Raw genomic sequence first — 26,333 nt, 5'->3', positions numbered from 1 at the left:
ACTCAGTCGGCTGCAGCGTCGTCGTCGCTGCCGGCACGCCTGAACATCGGCAGCCGTAGCCGCGCGCGATGGCCCGGTACCACCGTCTGCTCCGGTCCGGCCACGCCGCGGAAATACCCCCGCTGCCATTTCTCGCGCGCCGCGGCCGATTGCGTATCCGGCAGCTCATCCAGAAAGCGCGTGCGGCTGCGGGTCCAGTCGGCGTGCTGCTGCGCCAGTTCCGGCGCCTCGGAGAGCGGCATCCACTGCGGCTGCACCTGTTCGATCAGCTGCCGCTGCAGCGGGAACAGATGGCAGAACGGCTCGCCTGCGTCGAAGCGCACCTGGCCGGGTCGGGTGAAGCGCCAGTTCATGGTGAAGGTGTACGGGCTCCAGTCGGTTTCCACCAGGCCGCTCAACGCGCCGATGCCGTCCTTGGGCCGGTTCAACGGGCCAGTGACGAACAGGTCGACGCCTGCGTCGGTGCGAAACAGGCAGGGCACATGAAAGGTCAGCACGCCGTAGCCGAAGTGGCTGATCGCCGGCGCCACGCTGCCTTCATCGGCAACGATCCGAAGCGCATCCAGCCCATCGCGCCCATCCCAACTGGCCTCGAAACCGGACTGGCACAGCAGCTCCCAGCCATGCGCGTTCGCGATCGCCAGTGGCAGGCAGCGGTATGCATAGCGTTGATCGGTGGCGTCCATCCAGTCGCGCGCATGCGGGGCAGGGCGGATGTCCAGCGTGTGGCCATCCAGAACGTGGGCGATGAGCTTCATGCGCGGGCAGTGATTGGAAGAGCGAGCCGGCGATGATAGCCGCGCCGCATGTTCAGCCGGACGACTTGTCTCCCCGGCGCGCGGGCCCCATCCTGACCGCATGACCGATAACGCTCTCACTCTGGCCGAAACCCGGCTGCTGCTCCCCTCCGGCCTGGATGCCGGCCATCTGGACCGCACCTTCGGCGCCCTGCTGGGCCCCGGCATCGACTTCGGCGATCTGTATTTCCAGCATTCGCGACGCGAGAGCTGGAGCGTGGAAGACGGCATCGTCAAGGACGGTGCGCATTCCATCGAACAAGGCGTGGGCGTGCGTGCGATCGCCGGCGAGAAGACTGGCTTTGCGTACTCCGACGACATCCAGCGCGACACCTTGCTGGAAGCGGCGCAGTCGGCGCGTGCGATCTCGCGCGACGGCGGCGCGCAATCCAGCCGCGCGCTGGTGCGCGGCAACGGCCGCGCGCTGTATCCGGCCACCGACCCGATCGACGACATGGACAGCGCCACCAAGGTGGACCTGCTGCGCCGGATCGACCAGTACGTGCGTGCCGCCGACCCGCGCGTCAAGCAGGTGATGGTGAGCCTGTCCGGTGGCGTGGACACGGTGCTGATCGCGCGCAGCGATGGCGTGCTGGCGGCCGACGTGCGCCCGTTGGTGCGCTTGAACGTGCAGGTGATCGTCGAGCAGGGTGGGCGGCGCGAATCCGGCTATTCCGGCGGCGGCGGCCGTTACGGCTATGCCGAACTGTTCGCCGACGGCCGCCCGGAAGGCTTCGCCCGCGAAGCGCTGCGTCAGGCGCTGGTCAACCTGGAGGCGATTCCCGCGCCGGCCGGCGTGATGCCGGTGGTGCTCGGGCCGGGCTGGCCCGGCGTATTGCTGCACGAAGCGGTCGGCCACGGGCTGGAAGGCGACTTCAATCGCAAGGGCACCAGCGTCTACGCCGGGCGCATGGGCGAACGCGTCGCCTCGCCTGGCGTGACCATCGTCGACGACGGCACCCTGGACGGACGTCGCGGCTCGCTCAATATCGACGACGAAGGCACGCCGACGCAGTGCACCACGCTGATCGAAGATGGCGTGCTGGTCGGCTATATGCAGGACAGCCACAACGCGCGCCTGATGGGCGTGGCACCGACCGGCAACGGCCGTCGCGAATCCTTCGCGCACCTGACCATGCCGCGCATGACCAACACCTACATGCGCGCCGGCCAGCACGACCCGGAAGAGATGATCCGCTCGGTCAAGAAGGGCATTTACGCAGTGAACTTCGGCGGCGGCCAGGTCGACATCACCAGCGGCAAGTACGTGTTCTCGGCCACCGAGGCCTACCTGATCGAGGACGGCAAGGTCACCGCGCCGGTCAAGGGCGCCACGCTGATCGGCAACGGCCCGGAAACCATGCAGAAGGTGCGCATGATCGGCAACGACCTGGCGCTGGACGAAGGCGTGGGCGTGTGCGGCAAGGACGGGCAGAGCGTGCCGGTCGGCGTGGGCCAGCCATCGTTGCTCATCGACGGCATCACGGTTGGCGGAACGCAGGCCTGAGATGCGGGGATTCGGGAATCGGGATTGGGGAGTCGCAACGGCAGGAGCGGGCTATCGCGTGTCAGAGGCTTGCGCCGCGTCGGTCTTGATACCGGGAATCGGGATCAGGGCATCGGGAAGCGCAGCAGGAGAGGCGCGCAGCGTTCTCGGCGCGCAGGTGTCGCCTACCCAGGTTGCAGATGTTGGACGCATGCTGCCCAGTTTGGCTGCGGCGGAGGCGCTCGTTGAGCGGCTCCGCGATTGCGGCCGCCAGGCCCTATTCGTCGTCTTCCAGATTCCGGTCGTCTTCTTCCAATCCCGAATCCCCACTCCCCAATCCCGGCTCCTGAGACAGCTCGCGCAGCACCTGGAACAGCTCGCGGTAGGCGCGCGGCGGTTTGTTCTTGGCGCGTTCGTGGATCGCGTTGCGCACCAGCTGGCGCAGTTGCTGGCGATCGGCGGCCGGGTAGGCTTCCAGCAACTCGGCCAGCGCGACGTCGCCTTCGGCGAGCAGGCGCTCGCGCCAGCGCTCGACGCGATGGATCGCCGCCACTTCACGGCGCGCGGTGTCGCTGTTGGCATCCAGCGCGTCGCGGATGGCAGCCAGCGTTTCATCGTCCTCGCGGCGCATGTGCTTGGCCAGAAACGCCAGCTGCCGCTTGTGCGCGATGTGCGAGGTGATGCGCTTGCTCTCTTCGATATGCGGGATCAACGACTCGGGCACCGGCAGCTTGGCCAGCTGCGCCGGGGTGAGCGCCACCAGCTTTTCGCCCAGGTCGAAAATTTCCAGCGCCTCGCGCCGTTGCTGGCTGCGGCTGGCGCCACGAAATTCACCGGTCTCTTCATCGCGTCCGCGCATTGCCACTACATCCCGAAACTTGGTTAGTTAAATTTCCGGCCGTGAACGGCCGGACTCCGGCGGAAGACTCCGCACCAAATTCAGACACTGCGGCCAGGGATGGCCGAGCTTTCTGCGGAGGATCCGCATCCAAATTCAGACAGCCCGGCCACGATGGCCGGGCTTTCGCGGACGGATCCGCATCCAAAGGATAAAGCATTGAACGCACTCTCCTCCGAAACCCGTGTCACCGACGACAGCCTGCAGCGTCTGGATGCGCTGACCGATATCTCGCAACGCCTGCTCGAGCGCGCCCGCGCGGCCGGCGCCACCCAGGCCGAAGTGAGCTGCAGCGAAGAGCGCGGCCTGGACGTCAACGTGCGCCTGGGCGATGTGGAAACGGTCGAGTCCACCCGCGACCGCGGCATCGCGGTGACGGTGTACTTCGGCAAGCGCAAGGGTAGTGCCAGCACCGCCGACCTGCAGGACGCCAGCCTGGAGTCCACCGTGGCCCAGGCCTGCGCGATTGCGCGCTATACCGAAGACGATGCGGCCTCCGGCCTGGCCGACCGGGAGTTGATGGCGCATGACTTCCCCGATCTGGACAGTTGGCACCCGTGGGCGCTGGACGCCGACACCGCGGTGGACCTGGCGCTGGCCTGCGAGGCCGCCGGCAGGGATGCCGATGCACGCATCAGCAATTCCGATGGCGCCTCGGCCAGCACCGGGCTCAGCCTGTCGGTGTACGCCAATTCGCACGGGTTCATCGGACGCGAGCGCGGCACCCACCACTCGATCAGCTGCGCGCTGATCGCCGGGCAGGGCGATGGCATGCAGCGCGATGGCTGGTACAGCAGCGCCCTGGCGCGCGAGGACCTGGAAGCGCCCGAGGCGATCGGCCGCCATGCTGCCGAGCGCACCCTGGCGCGGCTGCAGCCTCGCTCGCTGCCCACCGGCCAGCTGCCGGTGCTGTTCGCGCCGGAAGTGGCGCGCTCGCTGGTCGGCCATCTGCTCGGTGCGGTTTCCGGTGGCGCGCTGTATCGCCGCGCCAGCTTCCTGCTCGACAGCGTCGGCACCAGGCTGTTCCCGGACTGGTTCAACATCGAAGAACTGCCGCATCTGCGCCGCGGGCTGCGCTCGGCCGCCTTCGACGGCGAAGGCGTGGCGACACGGCGCTCGGCCCTGATCACCGACGGCGTGCTGCAGCGCTATGTGCTGGGCAGCTACTCGGCACGCAAGCTGGGCCTGCAGACCACCGCCAATGCCGGCGGTGTGCACAACCTGCAGGTCAGCGCCAACGCCGGCGATCTGGCATCGATGATTGCCGGCATGTCGCGTGGTCTGTTGGTCACCGAGCTGATGGGCAACGGCGTCAATCCGGTGACCGGCGATTACTCACGCGGCGCCGGCGGCTTCTGGATCGAGAACGGCGTCATCGCCTATCCGGTCGATGGCCTGACCATCGCCGGCAACCTGCGCGACATGTTTGCCGGCATCGAAGCGGTGGGCAGCGATGTCGACCCACGCTCGCACGTCAAGATCGGCTCTGTGCTGGTCAACCGGATGACCGTGGCCGGCGATAGTTGAGGGGACGGCCTTAGGCCGGCCATGCCTGACAGGCATGGTCGATGGGCCGGGCCAGGGGCTGTCGCAGCGCTGGCCCTGCGGGCGGCCTGCGTGCGTGCTGTCTCGATTCCCCGCCAAAGGCGCACGGGGTGGACCTGCCCGGCGCGCAGCAACAAGGAGCTTGTCCCGGCGCCGCTTGCGCCATGCGGCAGCGCTATCGCTGGCGGCATCGCCTCCACGCAGCGTGCGTGATATCGCTCCTGCCAGGTGAGCAAAACCAGACCATGTCTTCCCGCACTGGTGGCTGGCTGAATCGTTGTTATAGTCCGCCGCACCACAATCATGTTTGGGGAGACAGATGAGCGAATTCGAGACACATGCCGCGCCGCCACCGCCGCCGGTCGGCACCAGCACGCCGTCGGAGGAGCGCACCCTGGCGCTGGCCGCACATCTGCTGGGCATCCTGACCTATTTCGTCGGCGCGCTGGTGATCTGGCTGATCAGCAAGGACGCCAGCCCGTCCAAGCCGTTTGCCACCGATCAGGCCAAGGAGGCATTGAACTTCCAGATCACCGTGGTCCTGGCCATGATCGTGGCGGTGATCCTGGCCATGGTGTCGTTCGGCATGCTGTTCTTCCTGCCGACCCTGGTATGGATCGGCAGCCTGGTGTTCTGCATCCTGGCCGCGGTCAAGGCCAACAACGGCGAGCATTACCGCTACCCGTTCACGCTGCGCCTGATCAAGTAATCCGGCATGGTGAGATGAAAAAGGCCCGGCATCGCTGCCGGGCCTTTGTCGTTTCAGACGATGACGCGATCAGTTCTGCGCCGGGGTGTTCTCGGCGAAGTATTCGTGGCTGTCGGCGTTGGTGATCGCCTGGGCCGGGTTGCTGATCGCCAGGCTACGCGCGCCGGACTGACCATAGACGCGGTCCTGCGTGCCGGCCACCACGGTGAAGTGGCTGGTCTCGTGCACCAGCGTGCCGGCCTTGGAATCGGTACCGGTGGTCGACGCACTCCAGAACGCGTTGCAGACATGGATCTCGTACGGCTGGTTCGGATAGACGTAGGCGAAGGCATCGGCCAGATCCGCCTCGCAGCTGCAGTTGATCGTCAGCTGGCCGTTGTTCTGGTCCAGCGCGTTGTCGATGTTGACGAAGTTCGAGCTGACCCGGCTATAGCGCGAGGCGTTGTACGCACCGAACCAGGTGGTGTAGCGCGCGCCGGTGCTGCCGGCGTTGAGGTAGTTGCGCGCGTTCTGCGAGTAGTTCCGCGCGGCAGTGACGGCACTGGCGGCCTGGTTGGTGCGCGTGGTGCTGCAGTTGAGATAGTTGATGCCGTTGACCACGGCGGTCGGGCCGACTGCGAGCTGGCGCTGTACGCCACGCCGTGCGCCGTCCAGCCAGACGGTGAGCGGGGTGCTGGTGGCGACTGCCGGCAGGCCGTTGGCCGCCTTCATCAGGCTGCCGTCGGACAGCGACGCGTATTGCAGCGACGAGCGCACCTGGATGGTGTAGTTGCCGCTGGTGGACAGGTCATAGGCACCGGCCAGATCCACCTCGCCCTTGACGCTCTGGCCCGGCTGCAGAATGGTGAAGTCGGCGGCCTTGGGCAGGCCGCGCTTGACCAGCCGCCCGGTGTAGTCCACCGGCTTGCCGTCGCGACTCACGTCCAGGATGCCATTGTCCAGCGACTTGAGCGGCAGCTGATAGGTCGGAACGCGGGCAACCTGGCTGCCATTGTTGGTGACGGTGACCGCGATCTTGCCTTGATGTCGCCCGGCCTGGTCGGCCACTGGCGCCAGTTCGATGGTCAACGGAACCGGTCCGCGCACGGACTGCGCCTGCGCCGAACCGAGCACGCCGACGACGGCAAGCGTGCCTGCTGCAAACGATGCGAGAAAAACATTCTTCACCAGTGACTCTCCTTGGTCGGGGGATGCCCGCAAGCGCGGGCAGGCCAAACCTAGGCAGAGCGAGCGGGCGCGACAAGTCATTCAATTAGCGATATTTCTGGATGTCATGCATTGGTTATGCATCCCGATACATCACCGGTGCATATAATTCAGCAATAAAGCGTGCCGGCCGTCATGAAATGTTGTCGGTTGTGTGTCGCCGGCTGACACAAAGTCCGGCGACCAATGTGCCGTTTTGTGATCGGGCTCGCTCGTTGCCTGAATGGACCTGTGCGGTCGACCGTGCGGTGGCGCACGGAATGCGCAACTGTGTCGTGCAAAGCGAACCTGCGGACGGCATCCGCTGTCAGTGCGTTGGCCCTGGAAGTTGCCGTGGTGTCGATTGGGCCGGCGCTGGATGTCGACGGACGGCATCGAGTGCGGGCGGCAGCGGGGCCGGGGCGTTGTCGGGCAATGGCGGTGACACGCGGGCTGACTGTGTCGGCCTCGGACTCCGGGGCAGACGCACTCAGTGCCGGGGTCGGGCCTCCAGGCCTGCCTTCCTGCGGTTGTCGTCCCCAGCCTGCCGGTGCGGGACCTCAGCGCTGGGTACATGTCGGGACGGCGATTGGTGCGCGTGAGAAGTGCCCGCAAGCGTGATCCACGCATGCAGGGCGCTGGACCCAGGCGACGGATGCGCCCGCACCGCGATCGTGCCGTCGCCTTGCCCGTGGCGCACGCAGCGACTGGCAAGGCGTCTGCACGACCAGCCGACAGCAGGCTGGCGCAGCCGTCGCTCAGAATCGGCACGCCGCTCACGCACTTCGCTGCCCACGCGCCGATCACACGCCTGGCAGCCGCTCGCAACGCCTGGTTAGACGCGTTTAGTGCGCGCGGTCCACCGCAAACCGGCCCAGGGTGGCCAGGGTTTCGCCGGGCTGGCCATAGGGCTGCAGCACGTCGCGCATGCGTGTGGCCAGTTCGGCCAGCTTGGATTTGGCGCCGTCCATGCCGAGCAAGGCGGGGTAGGTGGATTTGGCTTGCGCGGCGTCCTTGCCGGCGGTCTTGCCCAGCTGCGCCGAGCTCGACTCCACATCCAGGATGTCGTCGCGCACCTGGAAGGCCAGGCCCAGCGCGTCGGCAAAGTCGTCCACGCGCTGCTGGTCGGCCGCGGCGGCGCTACCGGTCAGCGCGCCCATGCGCACTGCGGCGCGAATCAGCGCGCCGGTCTTGAGCGCGTGCATGCGCTGCAGAGCGTGCAGCGACTGCAACTGACCGGTGGCAGCGATATCCAGTGCCTGGCCGCCGCACATGCCGGCGGCACCGGCCGCGCTGGTCAGGCTCTGCAACCAGCCGACACGCAGCTCGGCACCGACTGGCGCTGTGGCCAGCAATTCGAAGGCGCGGGTCTGCAGGGCATCGCCGGCCAGGATGGCGGTGGCCTCGTCGAAGGCGATGTGCACGGTGGGCTGGCCGCGGCGCAGCGCGTCGTCGTCCATCGCCGGCAGGTCGTCATGCACCAGCGAATAGGCGTGGATCAGTTCGACCGCCACGGCCGGGGTATCCAATCGCTCTTCTTCGGCGCCAAACAGCGCACCGCTGGCGTACACCAGCAGCGGCCGCATGCGTTTGCCGCCACCCAGCACCGCGTGCCGCATCGCCGCGTGCAGACGCTGCGGCGCCAGCGCAGCGCTGGGCAGGGCTGCGTCGAGGCTGCGTTCGGTGCGAGCGATCCAGTGTTCGAACAACGCGGAACTCACCTCAGCCGCCGTCCGGCGACGGCGGTTCGAAGGCTTCGGCAAGCTCGGGGCGGGCCGGGTCGGTCAGCATGCGGACGCGCAGTTCTGCCTGTTCCAGCGCCTGCTGGCAATCGCGGTACAGGCCGATGCCGCGTTCGTAAGCGCTGAGCGACTGCTCCAGACTCAGGTCGCCGACTTCCATTTTCTGCACCAGTTGCTCGAGTTCTTCCAGCGACTGTTCGAAGCGGGCAACCGGGGATGTTTCGTTCAAGGACTTCTTGGCCATCGCTAAAGTGTGCGGCGCGCACGCAGGCGGGTCAATTCGCGTCGGCATCGACGCGCCACTGCAGACGTGCGCCATGGGCTTGCAGCCAGTCGTTTAACGCAGCGCAGACGATGCGATCGCCGGCGGCGAGGACCTGGTCGTCGGCCCACAGGATCGGCAGGCGATCGCGTTGCCATGGCGGCAGATCGGCGGTTTGCAGGACATGCTTGAGTTGATGCGAATGCCTGCGCTGCGGCAGCACGATGCGCTCGCCACCGTGCCGGCCGCGCACCGCCAACGGTTGCGCGAAGCGCAGCCCCGCGGGGCCTTGCAGGTGCAGCTGCGCGCCGTCGGGCAGCCGCAACGGCTTCGCGCCGTCCCAGTGCGCGCACCACTGCGCCGGCCATGCCGGTGCTGGGCGAAGCAGGTACAGGCACTGTCGCCAGCGCCGCACCTGGACCTGTTGCCAGGCAAAGCAGGCTTGCCGATCCGGTGCGTGATTGTCGATTTCCCGCTCCAGCGCAGCCACGCCCTGCGCGGGCAGCGGCGGCGCACCGGCTGCGGTGGCCCATGCGCGCAGCAACCGTAGCCGACGTGCGGCGGGCTGCGCGCGTAACAGGTGCAGGTCCAGGGCGCCGCTTTCGGTCTGCAGGCCGGGTAGCACGGCCAGATCGTCGTGCAGCAGCAGGTCGCTGGCGTCGGCGCTCAGCTGGGCGCTGCGTGCCAAGGCATCGGCGGCCTGCGGCCAGCGTTGCTGCAGCAACGGCAGCACCTGCGTGCGCAGGAAGTTGCGGTCGTAGCGGGCATCGGCGTTGCTGGGATCGTCGATCCAGTGCAAGCCGTGCAGGCGTGCATAGGCCTGCAGCTGCGCGCGTGTATGCGCCAGCAACGGGCGCCACAAGATGCCCTGGGCAAACGGGCGCTGTGCCCGCATTGCCGCCAGGCCGTCCGGGCCCGATGCGCGCAGTGCGCGCAGCAGAAACGTTTCGGCCTGATCGTCGCGATGGTGTGCCAGCGCCAGCCATTCGCCGGGCGCCAGCCTGTCGGCAAAGGCGCCGTGGCGCGCCTGCCGCGCGGCGGCCTCCAGCCCCAGGCCGCTATCGCGCGCGACCTGCACCCGCACGATGTGCAGCGGCACCTGCAGCGCCGTGCAGCTGCGCTGGCAATGCGCCGCCCAGGCGTCGGCATCGGCATGCAGGCCGTGGTGCACGTGCAGCGCACGCAGGCCACGTTCGCGGTACGCCGGCATGGCCGCCAGCGCGTGCAGCAACACCTGCGAATCCATGCCGCCACTGTAGGCGACCAGCACCGGGCCGGGCGGGGTGGCGGGCAGCAGTGGCGGCGTGTCGGTCACCGGGTGCTCACTCGATGCGGAGCGTTGCTGGAGGGGCCCGCCACCGCTGTGCGCGAACGGTGCGGGCGCTGGATCGCATCGCCCGCGATGGGGAACGGCGGCCCATCGTCGTGCTCGTCATCGCAGCACGCGGTGCACTGGGCACCACGTGATCATGCAGCAGAACGATCAGACCGCCGCGCATCATCTCGGACGCGCTCCGCCCATGCGGGAGGCGTGTCCGGCAAGGTGGCGTTGCTGGTAGACCCATCCGTCGCCATCGCGCGGCCATCTGCACATCAACGCGTTGCCGCTGCCTCGAACGTGGCCGGGGTAGGCAACTGCACCGGCACGCCGGCGCTGTCGCAGGTGCCGGCCTTGCACAGGCGCTCGCGCAGACGCGGGGTGGCCTGCACGATGACGTGGTAGATCACGTTCTCTTCCAGCGTGCCGCGGAACGCCGCGCTGCCCGGGCCGGTGGCCCAGATGCCGACGTCTTCGCCGCCGTGGCTTTCGGACTTGGTTGGTACCAGCGATTCCTGCATGTAGCTGGGCGCTTCGGTGTCGACATGGGTGAGGTCGGGCCGGCCGTGGGCCGGCTCGCTGCTGCTGGGTTCGTGCGGGTACTTTTTCGGCCCGGCCGGCTGTGCATTGGTCGCGCCGGTGTGGCCGGGGCCATTGGCATAGCTGAGGGTGGTGTAGGGCTGTCCGGCCAGGTCGGTAGCCAGCTGGCTGCGGTCGCCTTCTTCGCCGCCGGTGCCGCGCACCTTGCCCAGGATCGGGTTGCCGCGCACCGGGTAACCAACGAAGTTGAGCGTGTGCGAATGGTCGGCTGTGACGATGATCAGCGTGTCGGCCGGAGCGGTCTGCACGGCGGTGCGCACCGCATCGGACAGCGACACCGTTTCGTCGAGCGCGCGATAGGCATTGCCGGCGTGGTTGGCGTGATCGATGCGGCCGCCTTCGACCATCAGCACGAAGCCGTTGCGATCGCGCGACAGCGCCTGGATCGCGGTGCGGGTCATTTCGGTCAGGCTGGGCTCGCCCTGCGGGCCGCGCTTGCGGTCGTGGTCGAACTGCATATGGTCCGGCTCGAACAGGCCCAGCAGCGCGGGTGCGCCGGCCGCGGCCTGCAGTTGCTGCTCGTTCCAGACATACGCGCCCTGCGGATGCGCCTGTTTCCATTCGGCCACCAGGTCGCGGCCGTCCAGGCGCAGGCCGACCTTGTCGTCGTACTCGGGATCGCGCTCCTGCACGGTCTGGAACTGGCTGCGGCCGCCGCCCAGCACCACCTGCGGGCCGCGACCGTAGCGGGCGGTCGACAACAGCTGCTGGGCGATGTCCTGGCAGCCGGCGGCACGCGCGGACTCGGGCAGGTCGGTGTCGTTTTCCCAGTTGCGATCCGGCGAATGCGCATAGGTCGCCGCCGGGGTGGCGTGGGTGAGGCGGGTCGTGGTGACCACACCGGTAGCCATGCCGGCGCTGTCGGCCAGCTGCAACCAGCTCAGCAGACCCTTGTTCAAGCTGTCGGCGCAGTCGCTGCGGTTGCCGCTGCTGACGCCGATCGCGCCCATATGCGACTTCACGCCAGTGGTGATCGCGGTCATGGTGCCGGCCGAATCCGGGGTCTGCGAATCGGTGTTGTAGGTCTTGCTGAAGGCGGTGGCCGGGAACTGCTCCCAGGACAGCAGGTTCTCTTCGCCGGGCCCGCCCTTGCGCTGGCCATCCAGGATGCGCGCGGCCGCCACCGTGGTCAGGCTCATGCCGTCGCCCAGGAACAGGATGACGTTGCGCGCCTTGCCGGCCATGGCGCCATTGCCGGCCGCACGTGCGGCGCCGGAGCGGTACCACCACTGCGGGGTCTCGCCGGCCGGGTGCGTCACCGGCGGCACGTCCACGCGGACGGCGGCCGGTGCGGACACGGGTGTGCCGGCAGTGGAGGCACAGGCGGCCACGCACAGGGTGGTCAGGGCGGCGAGGGCAGGCAGGCGGTAACGCATCGGGTTCGAACTCGTGACTGAATCGGCCCCCATTATGCCGGCCCGGGTCCGTCGCACAGATGACACGCCGCTGTTCCAGTCGTGGCCTCGCGGGCAAGGCAGGCCTGCGCTAAGGTGCATGCACTCTCCCCCCGGATGATTCGACGACATGAGACTGGTTGCGGCCTGGTTGCGCATTCCGTTCTGGCAGCGCGTGGTGGCCGGCTTCGTTCTCGGCGCGATTGCCGGGGCGTTGATGGGCCCGGCGGCCGATGTGTGGTTCGGCCCCCTCGGTGATCTGTATGTCACCCTGATCAAGATGATCGCGATCCCGCTGGTGTTCTTCGCGGTGATCAATGCGATCTCCTCGTTGCACGGGCAAAAATCCGTCGCCGCGCTCGGCGGCCGCACCTTCCTGTGGTTCGTGATCACAGCCGCTCTGGCGGTCGGCATCGGGCTTGCGGTGGGCACGATCATGCAGCCGGGTGCCGGGCACTTCAGCCTGAGCGTGGACTCGGCGTGGAAGCCGCGCGATGTGCCCAGCCCGATCAAGGTGTTGCTGGACGTGGTGCCGTCCAACCCGTTCTATGCATTGACCGGCATCGGTACCAAGACCAATGCGGCCGGCGAAACCGTGCTGGCGGCCGGGCGCGGCTCGATCCTGCCGGTGATCTTCTTCGCCGCGTTGCTCGGCTTTGCGATGGTCAAGCTCGGCGAGCGGGTGGCCGAGGCGCGCAAGCTCACCGGGCAGTTGAGCGACATCATGATCCAGGTGACGCGCTTCGTGCTGGAGATGACCCCGCTGGGCACCTTCGGCCTGATTGCCGGCCTGGTGGGCAGCTACGGCTTCACAAAGTTGCTGCCCTTCGGCAGTTTCGTGCTCGCGCTGTATGTGGCCTGCGCCATCCATATCCTGGTGGTCTACAGCAGCCTGTTGCTGGCGCATGGGCTCAACCCGTGGAAGTTCTTCCGTGGTGCGGCGCCTGGCATGCAGGTGGCCTTCGTCAGTTCGTCGAGCTTTGCCGCGATGCCGGTGGCGATGCGTTCGATCACCCACAATCTGGGGGTCAGCAAGGACTATGCCGCGTTTGCGGTACCGCTGGGCGCCAGCATCAAGATGGACGGCTGCGGCGCGATCTACCCGGCGCTGTGTGCGGTATTCATCGCCCAATACACCGGCGTGCCATTGACGGCCAACCAATACTTCGTGGTGTTGATCGCCTCGGTGCTGGGCAGTTTCGGCACGGCCGGTGTGCCAGGCACTGCGGTGATCATGGCCACGGTGGTGTTGAGCGCGGCCAACCTGCCGCTGGAAGTGATCGGGTATCTGTACGCCATCGACCGCATCCTCGACATGATGCGCACCATGACCAACGTCACCGGGCAGATGCTGGTGCCGGTGCTGGTGGCCAAGGAAACCGGCTTGCTGGACAAGGCGGTCTATGAATCGGCATCCACCAACGTGGGGCTGGAAGATCCGCCGGCCGACAGCGCCAAGCCGCTGCGCTGAGCGCAACGCATGACGGTTGGATTGCCCGTATTGCGTGAGCGCCTGGCGCAACTGCCCGAGCTTGACAGCGTGGATGGCGTGTTCGTTCAACGCACGCTTGCCGAAGATCCGTTCGAGGATCGCTATCTGGAGGTGCGGCGCCAGGAAGGCCGGCTGTATACCGATGCGCAGGTGCGCAGCCTGCCGCGCCCCAGCGGCAAGCTCGGTGCCAGCCTGGAATGGCAGGTGCGCGCGCTGTCCAGCAGATTGCTGGTGCGGCACCTGCAGGCACGCGGCGGTGAGGGCGCCATTCTCGAGCTGGGGTGCGGCAACGGCTGGCTATCGCAGCTGCTGGCGCAATCGCTGCAGCGCGACGTGTGCGGCGTGGACGTCAATCGCACCGAACTCACGCAGGCCGCGCGCGTGTTCGGCCACGACCAACGGCTGAGTTTTGTCGCTGCCGATATCCAGACCTTTGCGCTGCCGCACGATGTCTTCGACGTCATCGTGGTGCCGGCGTGCATCCAGTATTTCCCGGATCCTGCCGCCCTGGTGCGCCACCTGCTTGCGCAGCTGCGCGACGGCGGCGAGTTGCACATCCTCGACAGCCCGCTGTACCCAGACCGGCACCGCGCCGACCAAAGCGCTGCACGCAGCCTGCGCTATTTCACCGGCCTGGGCGTGCCTGCATTGGCCGGGCACTATCACCAGCACACCTACGCCGCCTTCGACGCGTTCGCAGTGCAATGGTTGTTCGATCCGCGTCGTGCGCGTGCGCGTGTGCGCCGCATGCTCAAGCTGCGCCAGCCGCATTTTCCATGGTTGTGTCTTCGCAAGCAGGACAACCGGGGACGGTAACTCGGCGGGGTCATCGCCCTTGCATGGCCTCCAGCAACGTCGTTGCTGGAGGCGCCCGGTGCTGCGCGACCGCGCCGACCACGATGAAGAACGTCAGCACGCCGATCAGCGGCCATAGCGTGTGGCGAACGCACAACCACCACCAGCCTTGCGCCTGCACGCCGCGCATGCGTCGATACAGCCCGCCTGCCAGCGCCGCGTCCACCAGAAGCTCGGCCATCAATACCGGCGCCGACCATACCACCCAGGCGGCAGCGACGATGGCGACCGCGGCGGCGGCCAGCACTGCCAGAATCGCCAGGATCGGCAGTCCGGCTTCGCCATCGACAACGTCGGTGAGTTCGCTGTCGCCCGAAACATCCGGGGTGGATCCGGATGGCGCGCTCCACGTGCCGGAACCACCTGCGCCGCCGGAGTTGCCGCCGTGGCCGGCCCATCCCGAGGTGTCCTGCGCCACGCTGCTGCCGAGGTCGACGCAGTCGCTCACCAACTCGCCATCCACCTCGTTGCGCCAGCGCACCCATGCCCACATCAGCAGCAGGAACAGGCCATAGGCAACCAGCGTCGCCATCGGGTAGCGCACCACCATCGCGTTCACGCCTGCATTGCGCAGCAGGAACGAGGCCAGCATCCCGCCTGTTGCCGTGATCAACACGATGGCGCTCATCTGCAGGCGCGGCCAACCGTCGCGTTCCAGATGCCGCCTTGCATGCTCGATGGTGAATCGTCTTCGGTCCGACATGACGCGATGCCTCCTGCTGCCGGCAGCCTTGCCCGGATGCCGAGGGTAAGTGACTTTCGATGACGCGTGCACGCGCTCCGCTGCAGACAGGCCACATGTCCAGGGACCGGTGGTCGATGCGGCGCTTGCCGGTCCGGAGCGCGCAAGCGATTGCTCAACGGCCTGGGGGCTGTGTAGGCTTCGTCACCACATGCTGCGGGCGTGGGAACCTGCAAAGCAAGCGCAGGGAGGCGCTGTGCGTTGGCGCATCCGAGTACGCGGGGCGAATCCCTTCAACCCGCGCGCATGGCACACTTTCGGTTCATCCCCTTGCGAGAGCGTGCAGTGATTGGCCAACAACGTGACCTGACATTTCGTTTTCTGGCCGAGCCCAGCGACGTCAACTTCGGCGGCAAGGTGCATGGCGGGGTGGTGATGAAGTGGATCGACCAGGTCGGCTTTGCTGCGGCCAGCGGTTGGAGTGGGCATTACTGCGTGACGGTGGCGGTGGGCGGGATCCGCTTTGTGGCGCCGGTACGGATCGGCGATCTGGTCGCGGTGTCGGCCAAGCTGGTCTATACCGGGCGCAGCAGCATGCATTTCGCCATCGATGTGCGTGCGCGCAGCCCGATGGGCGGCGATTCGCGCTTGTGCACCCACTGCATCATCGTGTTCGTGGCAATGGACCCGGATGGTGTCACGCCGGTGGAAGTGCCGTCCTGGCGGCCTGACACGCCCGAGGATCAGCGCCTGGCCGAATACGCGCTCAAGGTGATGGAGCTGAGCAAGGGCATCGAGGACACCATGGCCCACTACAAAGCCGATACGTCCGGCTGAGAACGGCCAACAGAACGGCGCGCGCAGGGACAGGTGAGTGCGGACGACGCGCTCAGACCGGCGGGGACGAGCGGTGGATGCCGCAACGAGCCCCGGCAACATCCGCTCGGCGGCAGCACAGCCGTTTGTTGGCTGCTCCAGGCGGAGTAGCGCTGGACCTGGCGATTGGCCCGATGCATCGACGCCGCCGACGCCGGGTGCTGTTACGAGCGCTGACAGGCCAGCTGCGGGAACGTTGGCAGTCGCGGCTGCCACGCGGCAGTCACATGACCGTCTCGGTGACAATGGGCACAAAAAAAGCCGCGGATCTGCCGCGGCTTTCTGAGGCGTTCACGGCAGGCAGGGTCACAGCACCCGGCGCGCCTGGATGAACTTCTCGCTCCAGTAACCGCTGGCCAGCGAATCCACGCGCACGTCCTTGCCGCGGCTGGGCGCGTGCAGGAACTTGCCGTCGCCGACCACCAGGCCGACATGATCGATGCGGCCGCGCTTGCCGAAGAACACCAGATCGCCGGCCTTCAGTGCGTTCGGGTCCTTGATCAGTTCGGCCGATTCGTCGCGGGCGATATCGCGCGAGACGCGCGGCAGGTCGATGCCCAGCGCCGTCTTGAAGACGTAGCCGACCAGACCGCTGCAATCGAAACCTTCGGTGGACTCGCCGCCCCACACATAGGGGGTGCCGAGCAGGGCCATGGCACGCTGCAGGATCACCTGCACGCGACTGTCGGCAACGGCGTTCTGCGCAGCATTGGCCGCGCTCTGCGAGACATCGTAATTGGCGAGCAGGCGGCTGAGGTCCCCGGCGAACATCGCCGAGCGGTCCATCAGCGGAATGGCGTCATTGGCGGCCAGGTGCGGAAGCAGGGCGGCCAGGGTAGCGGTGGCAGCGGCGTCGGCGCGGCTGCGGGTTGCGGCTTTCTCGGCGGCGACGGCGCTGTCTGGCGTGGTTGTCTGCGGAGCGGATGGGGCGGTAGTGGCGGTCTGCGCCAGAGCGGGCAGCGCGGCAATCCAGAGAGCGGTGACGCATAGCAGGCGGAGCGGTTTCCGGAGCGGAAGCGGTGCGGCGCCAGTTTTGATCTGTTCGTCGTTCGTCACGCGGGAATCACAATTCTGCTGTCGATGCGGGATGATGCCCTGGTGAACGAATCGTTACGTTCAAAAAAAGTTAACTTTCCGTTTTATTACTTGTGATGGGCATCACATTTCAATGTAAAACCCGCTTTGAACCTGAATAATGGTCACGCCAATAGGCGCCATCGAGAAAATCCAAGCGGACGGTACCGCCAGTGGTCGGCGCATGCACGAAGCGGCCTTCACCCACATAAATGCCCACATGGCTCACGTTTCCGCCGGCGCCGAAGAACACCAGATCCCCGGTGGCCAGCTTCTCGGGCGGGATCCGCGGGCCCTGAATCGCGGCCAGGTCACGCGAGGTGCGCGGCAACGACAGCGCCAGCACATCCTTGTAGACATAGGTGACCAGGCCGCTGCAGTCGAAACCGGTCTCAGGCGTATTGCCGCCGAACCGGTACGGGGTGCCGACCAGCCCCAGCGCACGCATCAGGATGTTGTTGGCCGCAGCGGGATCGGCAGGCGGTACCTGGGGCCACACGCGTGCCGACGGCGGCGGGGCAGAAGGTCGCCGAACCGGCGCCTTCGACGAGCAGCCGCCCAGCAGGACGAGGCTCAGCAACAGACAGGCCGCGGCGCGATGGGCGCGGGCGGCGACAACTGGCGTGATATGCATGGAGCCGGGATAATGGGCGGTTCGAAAGGTCGCCATGATGGCGGCGCACCCGGCGGCCGACAAGCCGTCCTCCACCGTCTGCCACCGGGCAGCCTATCCAGAGCCAGGCATGAAGATCGAAAAAGACAGCGTCGTCCGCTTCCACTACACCGTTTCGGAGATTGGCCAGGAGCCGATCGAAAGCTCCAAGGAGCGCGACCCGTTGGCGATCATGATCGGCCACGGCAACATCATCCCGGGTCTGGAAGCGGCCATGATGGACAAGCAAGCCGGCGAGAGCTTCGGCGTGGACGTCAAGGCCACCGAGGCCTACGGCGAATACCGCGAAGGCCTGAGCCAGCGCGTGCCCAAGAAGCACTTCGGCGCCACCAAGCTGGTCCCGGGCACCCAGGTGGTGCTGCAGACCAACTTCGGCCCGCGCGCGGTCACCGTGCAGAAGGTCGGCATGAGCGTGGTCGACGTCGACCTCAACCACCCGATGGCCGGCAAGGACCTGCACTTCGACGTGGAAATCGTCGAAGTGCGCGAAGCCACGCAGGAAGAGCGCGACCATGGCCACGTGCACGGCGACGGCGGTCATCATCACTAAGCGCGGCGGTCAATGCCACTGTGCGGCCGCTGGCTGGGTACGCCCGGCCAGCCGCCAGCAAGCACTGCGGGCGCACGCTGAGGTCTGCATGCCACCTGCAGCCGGCTGGTGGTGACGCCCAACGTGGTGGTGGCCGCAGCCCGCGATGGCTGTCTTCCTGACGGCCCGCTCCTCGGCGGGCCGTCTGCTTTCTGCGGTGCGCAACGCCGCATCCGGTTGCCCGAGCTGCGATGACACCACGCGATCTGCTGTTACCCATTGCCGCGACCGAGCGCATCGTCGTCTTGGACGTCCTGCGCGGCTTTGCGTTGCTCGGCATCTTGCTGATGAACATCGAGGCCTTTGTCGGTCCGCTGGATCTGGCGCTGAGCGGCGTGGAGCCGCATTGGCACGGCGCCGATCGCGTAGCCGATGCGCTGGTCTACATTTTTGTGCAGGGCAAGTTCTACCCGCTGTTTTCGATGTTGTTCGGCATGGGGTTTGCGGTGATGGCGCAGCGCGCCGAACGTGCCGGGCGCGGGTTTTTCGGCATGTATCTGCGGCGCACGGCCGGCTTGCTGGTCATCGGTCTGGCGCATGCGGTGCTGCTGTGGTCGGGCGACGTTCTGGTGACCTATGCCTTGCTGGCGGTGTTGCTGCTGGGCGCTCGCAATGCGCCGACCGTGACGCTGCCGTGGCTTGCCGCGCTGGTGTACCTGTGCGCGCCGGCCCTGGTGCTGTTGTACGGCGTTGCCGGTGCGATGATGCAGGCCGCTCCGGCATCGGCGGTGGACTGGAAATCGGCCATGGCCGATGTTGCGCAGCAGGCCGTGGCCAATGTGCAGGCACAGCGCGCTGCACTTGGACACGGCACTTACCTGCAGGCCACTGCGCAGCGCTGGCACGATCTGCGCGAAGCGATGAGCGGGCTGAGCATCAACGGCCCGGCCATGCTCGGCATGTTTCTGCTGGGCAGCTGGTTCGTGCGCAGTGGCGCGATTGCCGCGCCCGAGCGCTTCCCACGGCTGTTCCGGGTGCTGCGCTACGGCGCCTTACCGCTTGGGTTGGGCGTGATGCTGCTGAGTTATGCCGTGGAGCCCTGGATGGACCCGGCGCGGTTGAGCATGCGCCTGTCCGGCGCGTTCGCGCTGGCGTTGGTAGCCGGGCCGCTGATGAGCCTGGGCTACGCCGCGTGGGTGGTGCGCTTTGCCTCGCATCTGGCCTGGCTTGCGCCGGCCGGCCGTATGGCATTGAGCAACTATCTGTTGCAGTCGCTGCTGTGCAGCTGGATCTTCTACGGCTACGGGCTGGGCTATTTCGAACAGCTGCCGCGCCTGTGGCAGCTGCCGTTCGCGGTGGGGCTGTTTGCCCTGCAGGTGGTGGCAAGCCAGGCGTGGTTGCACTGGTTCCGCTTCGGGCCGGTGGAGTGGGTGTGGCGCAGCGCAACCTATCTGCGGGTCCCGCCGATGCGGCGCAGCAACGCGCGCGGCCACTAGCACCCAATGGCTGGCGGGCGCGAGGACGTTGTGGTGATCGGCGCCGGCGCGATCGGGCTGGCCACGGCGCTGGCGTTGCTGGAGGCGGGCCGGCAGGTGCGTGTTCTCGATGCCGGAGCGCTGGGCGCTGCCACCTCGCATGGCAACTGCGGCACCATCACGCCCAGCCATGCGCCGCCGTTGGCGGCACCGGGCATGATCGCGCAGGCGCTGAAATGGATGCTGACGCCGGATGCGCCGCTGTACATCCCACCGCGTCTGGACCCGGCGCTGTGGCACTGGCTGCTGCGGTTTGCGCGGCGGTGCAATGCGCGCGACTGGCAGTCCAGTGCACAGGCGCGTGCGGCCTTGCTGCAAGATGCGCGCCAGCGCCTGGACGACTGGGTGGCGCGCTATGCATTGGAGTGCGAGTTCCGCACCGACGGGCTGGACTATGTGTTCGGCGATGCGCGCCGCTTTGCGAAGTATCGGGAAGAATGCGCGCTGCTGGCGCAGTGGGGAATCCAGGCACAGGTGATCGAAGGCGCCGATTACACGCGGCAGGATCCGGCGTTCCGCGAGGGGATTGCCGGCGCGATCCACTTTCCGGGAGACGCGCATCTGCGCCCGGAGCGCTACACCGCCGAGCTGGTCAGGATATTGCGCGCGCAAGGTGCGCAACTCGATGAGCACTGTCGCGTGGAGGCTGTGGTTGCCGAGCCCTCGGCGGTCTGCGTGCGGACCGCACATGGCACGCTGTACGCACGCGAAGTGGTGATCGCCACCGGGCCGTGGTCGCCGTTGCTGGCGGCACGGCTTGGCCTGCGCCTGCCGGTGCAGGCCGGCAAGGGCTATTCGATCACCTACAGCGCGCCACCTCTGATGCCGCGTCGCCCGGTGGTGCTGAAGGATCGCTGGGTGTTCGTGGTGCCCTGGCGTGATCGTTTGCGGATCGGCAGCACGATGGAATTTTCCGGTCATGACACGCAGCTCAATCCCACCCGCCTGGCAGCGCTGGAGCGCGCGGCGGCCGACTATCTGCATGCGCCCCGCGGGCCGGCGGTGATCGAGCGTTGGTATGGATGGCGGCCAATGACCTGGGACGATGTGCCGGTGCTGGGCGCAATACCTGGCCGTCCTCACGTCTGGCTCGCAGCTGGACATGGCATGCTCGGAATCAGCATGAGTACTGCAAGTGGACAACTGATGGCCGACCTGATCACGGGCCGCGCACCTGCGCTGGACCCGCATCCCTACCGGGCGGAGCGCTACGAATGAGTGCGCGTTACGACTACGACGTGGTGATTCTAGGCGGCGGTTCCGGTGGTTTGGCGGCGGGATTTCGCGCGGCAAAGCACGGCGCACGCGTGGCGATCATGGAGCCTGATGCGTTGGGCGGCACCTGCGTCAATCTTGGTTGCGTGCCGAAAAAAGCGATGTGGTTGGCAGCCGATCTGGCCGGCAAGATCGAGCTCGCCAGCGCGCTCGGTTTCGACGTGCCGCGGCCGGCGCTGCAGTGGCAGGAGCTGGTCACCCATCGGCAGGGCTATATCGCCAACATCCACGCCAGCTATCGGCGTCGGCTCGACGAAGACGGCGTGGTGCTGATTCCGCAACGCGGCGTGCTGCAGGACCGCCATACCATCATGGGGGGCGATGGGGTGGCGGTGACGGCCGAGCACATTGTGATCGCAACCGGTGCGCATCCGTTGCGCCCCAATGTGGAAGGCGCCGAGCATGGCGAGGTCTCCGACGATTTCTTCAATCTCTGTCATGCGCCTGCGCACGTGGCGATCATCGGCGGCGGCTATATCGCGGTGGAAATCGCCGGCCTGCTGCAGGCGCTCGGCAGTCGTGTGCATCTGTATGTACAGGGCGACCGGTTGCTGGAACGCTTCGATGCGGAACTGACGCAGCAGTTGGCCGACAACCTGCGCCACCTGGGCGTGCGCCTGCACTTCGGTTTCACCACCACCGGCCTTGAGCGCGATGCTCGAGGTGGGCTGCGCGTGCATGGCCATCCGGCGCACCCGCGCGAGCAGGGAAACGACGTGTTCGACAAGGTGTTCTTCGCCATCGGCCGACGCGGCAACACCGCAGGTCTGGGTCTGGACGCCGTGGGTGTGGCGGTGGGCGAGAAGGGCGAGGTGGTGGTGGATGACGGTCAGACCACCACGGTGCCCAACATCCATGCCATCGGCGATGTCGGCGGCAAGGTCGGGCTGACGCCGGTGGCGATTGCGGCCGGGCGTAAATTGATGGACCGGTTGTTCGGCAATCAACCGGATGCGCGCATGGACTACGAAGGCGTGCCGAGCGTGGTGTTCTCGCATCCGCCGCTTGGCCATGTCGGACTCACCGAAGAACAGGCGCGCGCGCGTTACGGTGGCGCGGTACGCGTGTATCGCAGCAACTTCCGCCCGATGCTGCATGCGCTGGCCGATGCGCCGCAACGCAGTCTGTTCAAGCTGGTCTGCGTGGGCGACGAGGAGCGTGTGGTCGGCGTACATCTGCTTGGCGAAAGCGCCGACGAAATGCTGCAGGGCTTTGCCGTGGCAGTGAAAATGGGCGCCACCAAGCGCGACTTCGACGAGACCGTGGCGATCCACCCTACCTCGTCGGAAGAGATCGTGTTGATGCATTGATGCATTGGTGTGGAGTGGGTGGGAGCGTCAGCTGTCTGCGGCAGGGCAACGGTGGAAGTGGCGCAAAGGAAGGCAGGCGGGGCGCGAGTGCAAGCAGAGGGCGCAGCGCCAACCGCCAACCGCAACTAGGGCCCGGCTCCAGCCAGGAGCGGGATTGGGGTGAGGGTTGGCCATCAAGAAAGTGGTAGGCAACACTGGCTCTGCGTTTGGCGAGACCGGCCTTGTGCTCATGCACTGTTGCGCGCTGTGTTGAGCGGCTAGCCGTTTTGCTCTGCATCGCTTGGCCCGCACCCTACCCTAACCCCTCTCCCGGCGGGAGAGGGGCCGTTGAGCGTTTTCGTCGAGACAGCCTTGGATGACGCGCTTGGTCGCACAAGCGCGGCGGCCCGGCCGGCATTGAGTCGCGTCTGCTGGCATTCTTGTCTGATGTCCAGACCCCGCCAGCCATCTTCGCGTCCGTTCGCATCTGCCAAGTCCGCCGCCTGTTTCGCGTCAACGCCGGCAGCGCCCTCAGGTGAGCAGGCGCGGCTGCGGATTCTTGACGTCATCGGCGCCATTCCTGCCGGTCAGGTTGCCGGCTACGGCGAGGTCGCTGCACGTGCCGGGTTGCCTGGGCGTGCGCGCCTGGTGGCGCGCGTGCTCAGTGGCAATGACGATCCGGATCTGCCCTGGCATCGCGTGCTTCGTAGCGATGGTCGCATTGCGTTGCCGTCGGGGTCGCCTGGCTACCACGAGCAATGCCAGCGGCTGCGTGCCGAGGGGGTGCCGGTGGTACAGGGGCGGGTGCGCCGAGCCAGCGCTGCGCAGCGGCTGGATGCGGCCGTGTGGGGTCCTTCATAACGCTGCCGTTATCATTGGCAGCATTCAGAAGGATGCCGCCATGCCTCAATTGCCGCCCGTTACCAAAGCACTGTTGATCGCCAATATCGGCCTGTTCCTGCTGCAATGGGCCCTGGGCGATCTGGGGGTTGGGGTGTTGCCATCGGACTCCACCTTGTCGTGGCTCATGCTGTGGCCGATTTCCGACGGCTTTGATGCGTTCTCGCCGGGCGCCAGCTTCATGCCGTGGCAGTTGTTGACCTATGCGTTTCTGCAAAGCGGTTTCAATCAACTGTTTTTCAGCGCGCTGGTACTGTTCATGTTCGGCGCACCATTGGAGCTGACCTGGGGCCAGAAGCGCTTTTTGACCTACTACTTGGTATGTGTGGCCGGCGCGGGCGTGTGCCAGCTGCTGATGGCGTGGATCACCGGAGGCGGTGCACCGGTCGTGGGCGCGTCCGGTGCCGTGTTTGGGCTGTTGTTCGCCTATGGCATGCTGTTCCCCAATCAGCGCGTGATGCTGTTGTTTCCGCCGATTCCCATGAAGGCCAGGACCTTGGTCATCGTGGTTGGCATTACCGAAGTGATGCTGGGCTTATTGGGTCAGCGATCGGCGATAACGTATTTCGCATACCTGGGCGGCATGCTGTTCGGCTGGCTGATGATCCGCTATTGGCGCGGCCAGTCACCGTTTGGCGGCAGCGGTGGCCGCAAGGGTGGTGGCGGAAAGGGGCGCAAGCCGCCGCTGCGCGTGGTGCGCTGAGTCAGACGACGGTTTACCGGGGCGGCCTGATTCGTGGCAGTGACGCTGGCTGCGATTGACGTTGCCGGTAATGCTTCATCGCGGCCAAGGCCGCTCCTACGAGAGCAAGATGGCGGGCGGCATGTCGTCGGAAGCAGGTGTGCCGCTGCTGCATAGGGCGACCAGTGGGCCGGGCAGCGTGCAGGTCGGAATGCACCCCGAGCAAGGGCTGGCTGGAATGCTGGTCAGAGGGGAGATTTGGCTGGGCAGAAAGCAGATCTAGCGGAAAGCGGATCAGCGAAAGGCGATCAGGCGAAAAGCAGATCGAGCCATGTAGATCAAGCAAAGATGGATTGAGCAAAGCGCAAATCAATCCGAAGCAGATCAAGCGAAAGACAGATCAAGCATTTCCGTCACGAATGCCCAAAACAGAAAAAGAGCGCGGAATCCGCGCTCTTTTTTGTTGCCGACTTTTTGCCGATCGTGCCGGGACTCAGCGCCAGATCTTGATCTGGTCTGCGTCCACGCGCTGCATCGGCTGGCCAGCCTTGCAGCTGAAGGCTGCACCGAATTCCGGCAGGTTGGACAGCGGGCCGTTGCTGCGCCACTGGCCTGGTGCGCGGATGTCGGCGCTTGCGCGCTGCACCGCTTCGTTCGGCGACAGCTGCTGTGCCCACAGGCCGGCCCAGGCAGTGAAGAACGCCTGCTTGTCGGCCTCGGTGGCTGCCGGTTGCGCCTTGCTGAAGGCCTGCAGGGCCAGTTCGACGCCGGCCAGGTCGGCAAGGTTTTCTTCGGCGGTCTGCGCGCCGTTGACCTTGACGTTGGGCACGCCCGGGTACGGATAGGCAGCGAACTGGTTGGCGACCTTGCCGGTCAGCTGGCTCCAGCTGCTCTTTTCGGCAGGTGTCCACCAGCTGCGCAGCTCGCCCTTGGCGTCGACCAGCGATCCCTTGGCATCGATCGCACGGGTGAGTTCGTGCGCGACCAGCGCGCCGTAGGCGCCGTACTGGGCCGCCGGGGTGCTGCCGGTGGTCAGCACCGGTGCCTGCAATACGGCCGCGGTGACGATCAGGCGGTTCTGTGCAATGTCGTAGGCCACTGCCGGCTGCTGCGGCAGCACGTCCCAGCGACGGTCGGCGTTGCCCTTGCCGATGCGCTTCATCTCCTCGCGGTGACGCCAGGTCGAGGCGATCAGCATGTTGCCGCCGAAGCTGCCGCGGCCCATCGGCTGCACGGTGTAATCCAGATCGCGGCGCGGTGCGCCGACTTCGATCTTCATCGCGGCCAGCTTGGCCTTGGCTTCGGCGATCACTTCGCCGTTGCCCCAGCCGGTGCGCTCCAGCGCGGCCAGCTGCGCGTCGCGCACCTGGTCGGCGATGGCTTCGGCCTGGCGGCGCGTGTCGCTGCTCAGGTAACGCGCCACGTATTCGCGACCGAGCATCGGGCCGGCAGCGATATTGATCGCGTCCAGCACTTGCTGCCAGCGCTGCGGCGGCAGGGCATCGCCACGCAGCAGACGGCCGCGGAACTGGTATTCGGCATCGTGGAAGCTCTTGGACAGGTACGGCGCCATCGCATCGCCCACGCGCCAGCGCAGGTAGGCCTTCCACTGTTCCGGCTTGATGCTGACGATCATGCTGTCGAGCTGCTTGAACATGGCCGGGTCGGCCATCGACACCAGGTCGTCCTTGACGCCCTGCGCTTCCAGGAAGTCGGCCAGACGCAGGTTCTTGTACTGCTTGGTCAGCTCCTTGGTGGCGATCGGAGCGTAGTTGTTGAACGGGTTGTTGATGCCTTGCACCGACTGCGCGCTACGCGCCAATGCGGTTTCGATCTGCAGTACCGAGGCGGCATCGGCGTCGAGCTTGTCGGCCGGTGTGCCGGTCAGCGCCAGGATCTGCTTGACGTAGGCGCGGTAGCGGCCCATCAGCGCCTGGGTGTCGGCATCGGTGCGGGTGTAGAACGCCGGATCCGGCAGGCCCATGCCGCCCTGCATGAAATAGCCGATGTGGCGGTCCAGCGCCTTCAGGTCCACGTCCGGACCGAAGTTGAAGCCGACCGGAATGCCGACCTGATGCAACGCGGCGATCGAAGCGGGCACATCCTTGGCCTTCTTGATCGCGTCGATGCGCGACAGCAAGGGGGCGATCGGATTGGAGCCATCCTTTTCCACCGCCGCCTCATCCAGGCCGCTGGCCCAGAAATCGCCGAGCAGCTTCTGCACGTTGCCCTGCGGAGCCTTCATCGAGGCGTCCAGCAGTTCGCGCTGCTGCTGCAGGGCACGCTCGGACAGCTGGCCCAGCGCCGTCACGGCGCCAGCCTGCGGGACCGGATTGGCTTTCAGCCAGCCGGCGTTGGCGTAGTCGTAGAAATCGGTGCAGGCCGCGGAGACGGCCGGGGCCTTGGGAGCTGCCTTCTTCTTGCGAGCGGCGTCGGCGTCGGGAGCGGACAGCAGCGTGATCAGGCTGAAGCCAAGAGCGAGGGCAAGCGGGCGAATGGTGGGCATCGAGAAGAAGGGTGGCCAGAGTAAAGTCG

23 protein-coding genes are annotated in these 26,333 nt (G+C 66.7%); 12 read left to right on the top strand and 11 right to left on the bottom strand.

What is annotated here, in order from left to right; translation table 11 throughout:
* Nucleotides 1-2 precede the first annotated feature (2 nt).
* Nucleotides 3-758: a DUF6065 family protein gene (locus tag FHY18_RS03645; protein ID WP_259151307.1), complete on the bottom strand. Its 756-nt coding sequence runs from the start codon at nt 756-758 to the stop codon at nt 3-5.
* A gap of 100 nt (nt 759-858) precedes the next feature.
* Between FHY18_RS03645 and tldD the strand changes: the two genes are divergently transcribed.
* Complete coding sequence (gene tldD / locus FHY18_RS03640) at nt 859-2,304, top strand: metalloprotease TldD (RefSeq protein ID WP_259151304.1); 1,446 nt, start codon at nt 859-861, stop codon at nt 2,302-2,304.
* 256 nt (nt 2,305-2,560) lie between these two features.
* Here the strand turns inward: tldD and yjgA are convergent, their stop codons facing one another.
* On the bottom strand, nt 2,561-3,142 hold the full coding sequence (gene yjgA / locus FHY18_RS03635; RefSeq protein ID WP_259151301.1) for a ribosome biogenesis factor YjgA: 582 nt from the start codon (nt 3,140-3,142) through the stop codon (nt 2,561-2,563).
* Between the two features lie 198 nt (nt 3,143-3,340).
* On the opposite strand from yjgA, the gene pmbA reads away from it, so the two are divergent.
* Together pmbA and FHY18_RS03625 are read left to right on the top strand one after the other, a co-directional pair.
* The gene (gene pmbA / locus FHY18_RS03630; RefSeq protein ID WP_259151300.1) at nt 3,341-4,708 is read left to right on the top strand and encodes a metalloprotease PmbA; all 1,368 of its coding nucleotides are present in this window, start codon (nt 3,341-3,343) and stop codon (nt 4,706-4,708) included.
* A 337-nt stretch (nt 4,709-5,045) separates the two neighbouring features.
* Nucleotides 5,046-5,435 (top strand): DUF4870 domain-containing protein, encoded by a 390-nt coding sequence (locus FHY18_RS03625; protein WP_259151298.1) that lies wholly within the window; start codon nt 5,046-5,048, stop codon nt 5,433-5,435.
* A 69-nt stretch (nt 5,436-5,504) separates the two neighbouring features.
* Here FHY18_RS03625 and FHY18_RS03620 read toward each other — a convergent pair whose 3' ends face one another.
* The 5 genes from FHY18_RS03620 to FHY18_RS03600 form a co-directional block, all read right to left on the bottom strand.
* Nucleotides 5,505-6,602, bottom strand: coding sequence for a M35 family metallo-endopeptidase (locus tag FHY18_RS03620; protein WP_259151295.1), 1,098 nt, complete (start codon nt 6,600-6,602; stop codon nt 5,505-5,507).
* A gap of 863 nt (nt 6,603-7,465) precedes the next feature.
* The gene (locus tag FHY18_RS03615) at nt 7,466-8,341 is read right to left on the bottom strand and encodes a farnesyl diphosphate synthase (protein ID WP_259151294.1); all 876 of its coding nucleotides are present in this window, start codon (nt 8,339-8,341) and stop codon (nt 7,466-7,468) included.
* A gap of 1 nt (nt 8,342) precedes the next feature.
* On the bottom strand, nt 8,343-8,606 hold the full coding sequence (locus FHY18_RS03610) for an exodeoxyribonuclease VII small subunit (RefSeq protein WP_259151291.1): 264 nt from the start codon (nt 8,604-8,606) through the stop codon (nt 8,343-8,345).
* A 31-nt stretch (nt 8,607-8,637) separates the two neighbouring features.
* The gene (gene tilS, locus FHY18_RS03605; protein ID WP_259151286.1) at nt 8,638-9,939 is read right to left on the bottom strand and encodes a tRNA lysidine(34) synthetase TilS; all 1,302 of its coding nucleotides are present in this window, start codon (nt 9,937-9,939) and stop codon (nt 8,638-8,640) included.
* A gap of 278 nt (nt 9,940-10,217) precedes the next feature.
* A complete protein-coding gene (locus tag FHY18_RS03600; RefSeq protein WP_259151279.1) occupies nt 10,218-11,918 on the bottom strand; it encodes an alkaline phosphatase in 1,701 nt (566 codons plus the stop codon).
* A gap of 148 nt (nt 11,919-12,066) precedes the next feature.
* Between FHY18_RS03600 and FHY18_RS03595 the strand changes: the two genes are divergently transcribed.
* Both FHY18_RS03595 and FHY18_RS03590 read left to right on the top strand, forming a co-directional pair.
* Nucleotides 12,067-13,407, top strand: a complete 1,341-nt coding sequence (locus tag FHY18_RS03595) for a dicarboxylate/amino acid:cation symporter (RefSeq protein WP_259151278.1) — start codon at nt 12,067-12,069, stop codon at nt 13,405-13,407.
* 9 nt (nt 13,408-13,416) lie between these two features.
* A complete protein-coding gene (locus FHY18_RS03590; RefSeq protein ID WP_259151277.1) occupies nt 13,417-14,244 on the top strand; it encodes a class I SAM-dependent methyltransferase in 828 nt (275 codons plus the stop codon).
* Nucleotides 14,245-14,254: 10 nt separating this feature from the next.
* Here the strand turns inward: FHY18_RS03590 and FHY18_RS03585 are convergent, their stop codons facing one another.
* Entirely contained in the window at nt 14,255-14,986 is a 732-nt protein-coding gene (locus FHY18_RS03585) for a hypothetical protein (RefSeq protein ID WP_259151276.1), read from the bottom strand.
* Between the two features lie 324 nt (nt 14,987-15,310).
* Between FHY18_RS03585 and FHY18_RS03580 the strand changes: the two genes are divergently transcribed.
* Nucleotides 15,311-15,802, top strand: a complete 492-nt coding sequence (locus FHY18_RS03580) for an acyl-CoA thioesterase (protein ID WP_259151275.1) — start codon at nt 15,311-15,313, stop codon at nt 15,800-15,802.
* A 345-nt stretch (nt 15,803-16,147) separates the two neighbouring features.
* Here the strand turns inward: FHY18_RS03580 and FHY18_RS03575 are convergent, their stop codons facing one another.
* Nucleotides 16,148-16,897 (bottom strand): C40 family peptidase, encoded by a 750-nt coding sequence (locus FHY18_RS03575; protein ID WP_259151273.1) that lies wholly within the window; start codon nt 16,895-16,897, stop codon nt 16,148-16,150.
* Between the two features lie 109 nt (nt 16,898-17,006).
* A complete protein-coding gene (locus FHY18_RS03570; protein WP_259152485.1) occupies nt 17,007-17,549 on the bottom strand; it encodes a C40 family peptidase in 543 nt (180 codons plus the stop codon).
* A gap of 109 nt (nt 17,550-17,658) precedes the next feature.
* Between FHY18_RS03570 and FHY18_RS03565 the strand changes: the two genes are divergently transcribed.
* From FHY18_RS03565 to FHY18_RS03540, 6 genes are all read left to right on the top strand, one after another.
* Nucleotides 17,659-18,138 (top strand): peptidylprolyl isomerase, encoded by a 480-nt coding sequence (locus FHY18_RS03565; RefSeq protein WP_259151271.1) that lies wholly within the window; start codon nt 17,659-17,661, stop codon nt 18,136-18,138.
* 230 nt (nt 18,139-18,368) lie between these two features.
* The gene (locus tag FHY18_RS03560) at nt 18,369-19,613 is read left to right on the top strand and encodes a DUF418 domain-containing protein (RefSeq protein WP_259151269.1); all 1,245 of its coding nucleotides are present in this window, start codon (nt 18,369-18,371) and stop codon (nt 19,611-19,613) included.
* A 6-nt stretch (nt 19,614-19,619) separates the two neighbouring features.
* Nucleotides 19,620-20,870, top strand: a complete 1,251-nt coding sequence (locus tag FHY18_RS03555) for an FAD-dependent oxidoreductase (protein WP_259151268.1) — start codon at nt 19,620-19,622, stop codon at nt 20,868-20,870.
* A complete protein-coding gene (gene gorA / locus FHY18_RS03550; protein ID WP_259151267.1) occupies nt 20,867-22,237 on the top strand; it encodes a glutathione-disulfide reductase in 1,371 nt (456 codons plus the stop codon). The genes FHY18_RS03555 and gorA overlap by 4 nt, the downstream gene beginning before the upstream one ends.
* A 426-nt stretch (nt 22,238-22,663) precedes the next feature.
* Complete coding sequence (locus FHY18_RS03545) at nt 22,664-23,077, top strand: MGMT family protein (protein ID WP_259151266.1); 414 nt, start codon at nt 22,664-22,666, stop codon at nt 23,075-23,077.
* A gap of 40 nt (nt 23,078-23,117) precedes the next feature.
* On the top strand, nt 23,118-23,819 hold the full coding sequence (locus tag FHY18_RS03540) for a rhomboid family intramembrane serine protease (RefSeq protein WP_259151264.1): 702 nt from the start codon (nt 23,118-23,120) through the stop codon (nt 23,817-23,819).
* A 472-nt stretch (nt 23,820-24,291) separates the two neighbouring features.
* On the opposite strand, the gene FHY18_RS03535 is transcribed toward FHY18_RS03540, so the two are convergent.
* A complete protein-coding gene (locus FHY18_RS03535) occupies nt 24,292-26,304 on the bottom strand; it encodes a M13 family metallopeptidase (protein ID WP_259151262.1) in 2,013 nt (670 codons plus the stop codon).
* Nucleotides 26,305-26,333: the final 29 nt, after the last annotated feature.

The sequence above is a fragment of the Xanthomonas sp. 3793 genome (assembly GCF_024806835.1).
Classification (GTDB): domain Bacteria; phylum Pseudomonadota; class Gammaproteobacteria; order Xanthomonadales; family Xanthomonadaceae; genus Xanthomonas; species Xanthomonas arboricola_F.
This window is presented reverse-complemented; position numbering and strand designations above follow the sequence as displayed.

Bases quoted from the DNA above. Each gene is read 5' to 3' on its own strand.
- FHY18_RS03645 (WP_259151307.1), bottom strand. From the start codon at position 758: ATGAAGCTCATCGCCCACGTTCTGGATGGCCACACGCTGGACATCCGC.
- tldD (WP_259151304.1), top strand. From the start codon at position 859: ATGACCGATAACGCTCTCACTCTGGCCGAAACCCGGCTGCTGCTCCCC.
- yjgA (WP_259151301.1), bottom strand. From the start codon at position 3,142: ATGCGCGGACGCGATGAAGAGACCGGTGAATTTCGTGGCGCCAGCCGC.
- FHY18_RS03625 (WP_259151298.1), top strand. From the start codon at position 5,046: ATGAGCGAATTCGAGACACATGCCGCGCCGCCACCGCCGCCGGTCGGC.
- FHY18_RS03610 (WP_259151291.1), bottom strand. From the start codon at position 8,606: ATGGCCAAGAAGTCCTTGAACGAAACATCCCCGGTTGCCCGCTTCGAA.
- FHY18_RS03600 (WP_259151279.1), bottom strand. From the start codon at position 11,918: ATGCGTTACCGCCTGCCTGCCCTCGCCGCCCTGACCACCCTGTGCGTG.
- FHY18_RS03595 (WP_259151278.1), top strand. From the start codon at position 12,067: ATGAGACTGGTTGCGGCCTGGTTGCGCATTCCGTTCTGGCAGCGCGTG.
- FHY18_RS03590 (WP_259151277.1), top strand. From the start codon at position 13,417: ATGACGGTTGGATTGCCCGTATTGCGTGAGCGCCTGGCGCAACTGCCC.
- FHY18_RS03585 (WP_259151276.1), bottom strand. From the start codon at position 14,986: ATGTCGGACCGAAGACGATTCACCATCGAGCATGCAAGGCGGCATCTG.
- FHY18_RS03570 (WP_259152485.1), bottom strand. From the start codon at position 17,549: ATGCATATCACGCCAGTTGTCGCCGCCCGCGCCCATCGCGCCGCGGCC.
- FHY18_RS03565 (WP_259151271.1), top strand. From the start codon at position 17,659: ATGAAGATCGAAAAAGACAGCGTCGTCCGCTTCCACTACACCGTTTCG.
- FHY18_RS03560 (WP_259151269.1), top strand. From the start codon at position 18,369: ATGACACCACGCGATCTGCTGTTACCCATTGCCGCGACCGAGCGCATC.
- FHY18_RS03555 (WP_259151268.1), top strand. From the start codon at position 19,620: ATGGCTGGCGGGCGCGAGGACGTTGTGGTGATCGGCGCCGGCGCGATC.
- gorA (WP_259151267.1), top strand. From the start codon at position 20,867: ATGAGTGCGCGTTACGACTACGACGTGGTGATTCTAGGCGGCGGTTCC.
- FHY18_RS03545 (WP_259151266.1), top strand. From the start codon at position 22,664: ATGTCCAGACCCCGCCAGCCATCTTCGCGTCCGTTCGCATCTGCCAAG.
- FHY18_RS03540 (WP_259151264.1), top strand. From the start codon at position 23,118: ATGCCTCAATTGCCGCCCGTTACCAAAGCACTGTTGATCGCCAATATC.
- FHY18_RS03535 (WP_259151262.1), bottom strand. From the start codon at position 26,304: ATGCCCACCATTCGCCCGCTTGCCCTCGCTCTTGGCTTCAGCCTGATC.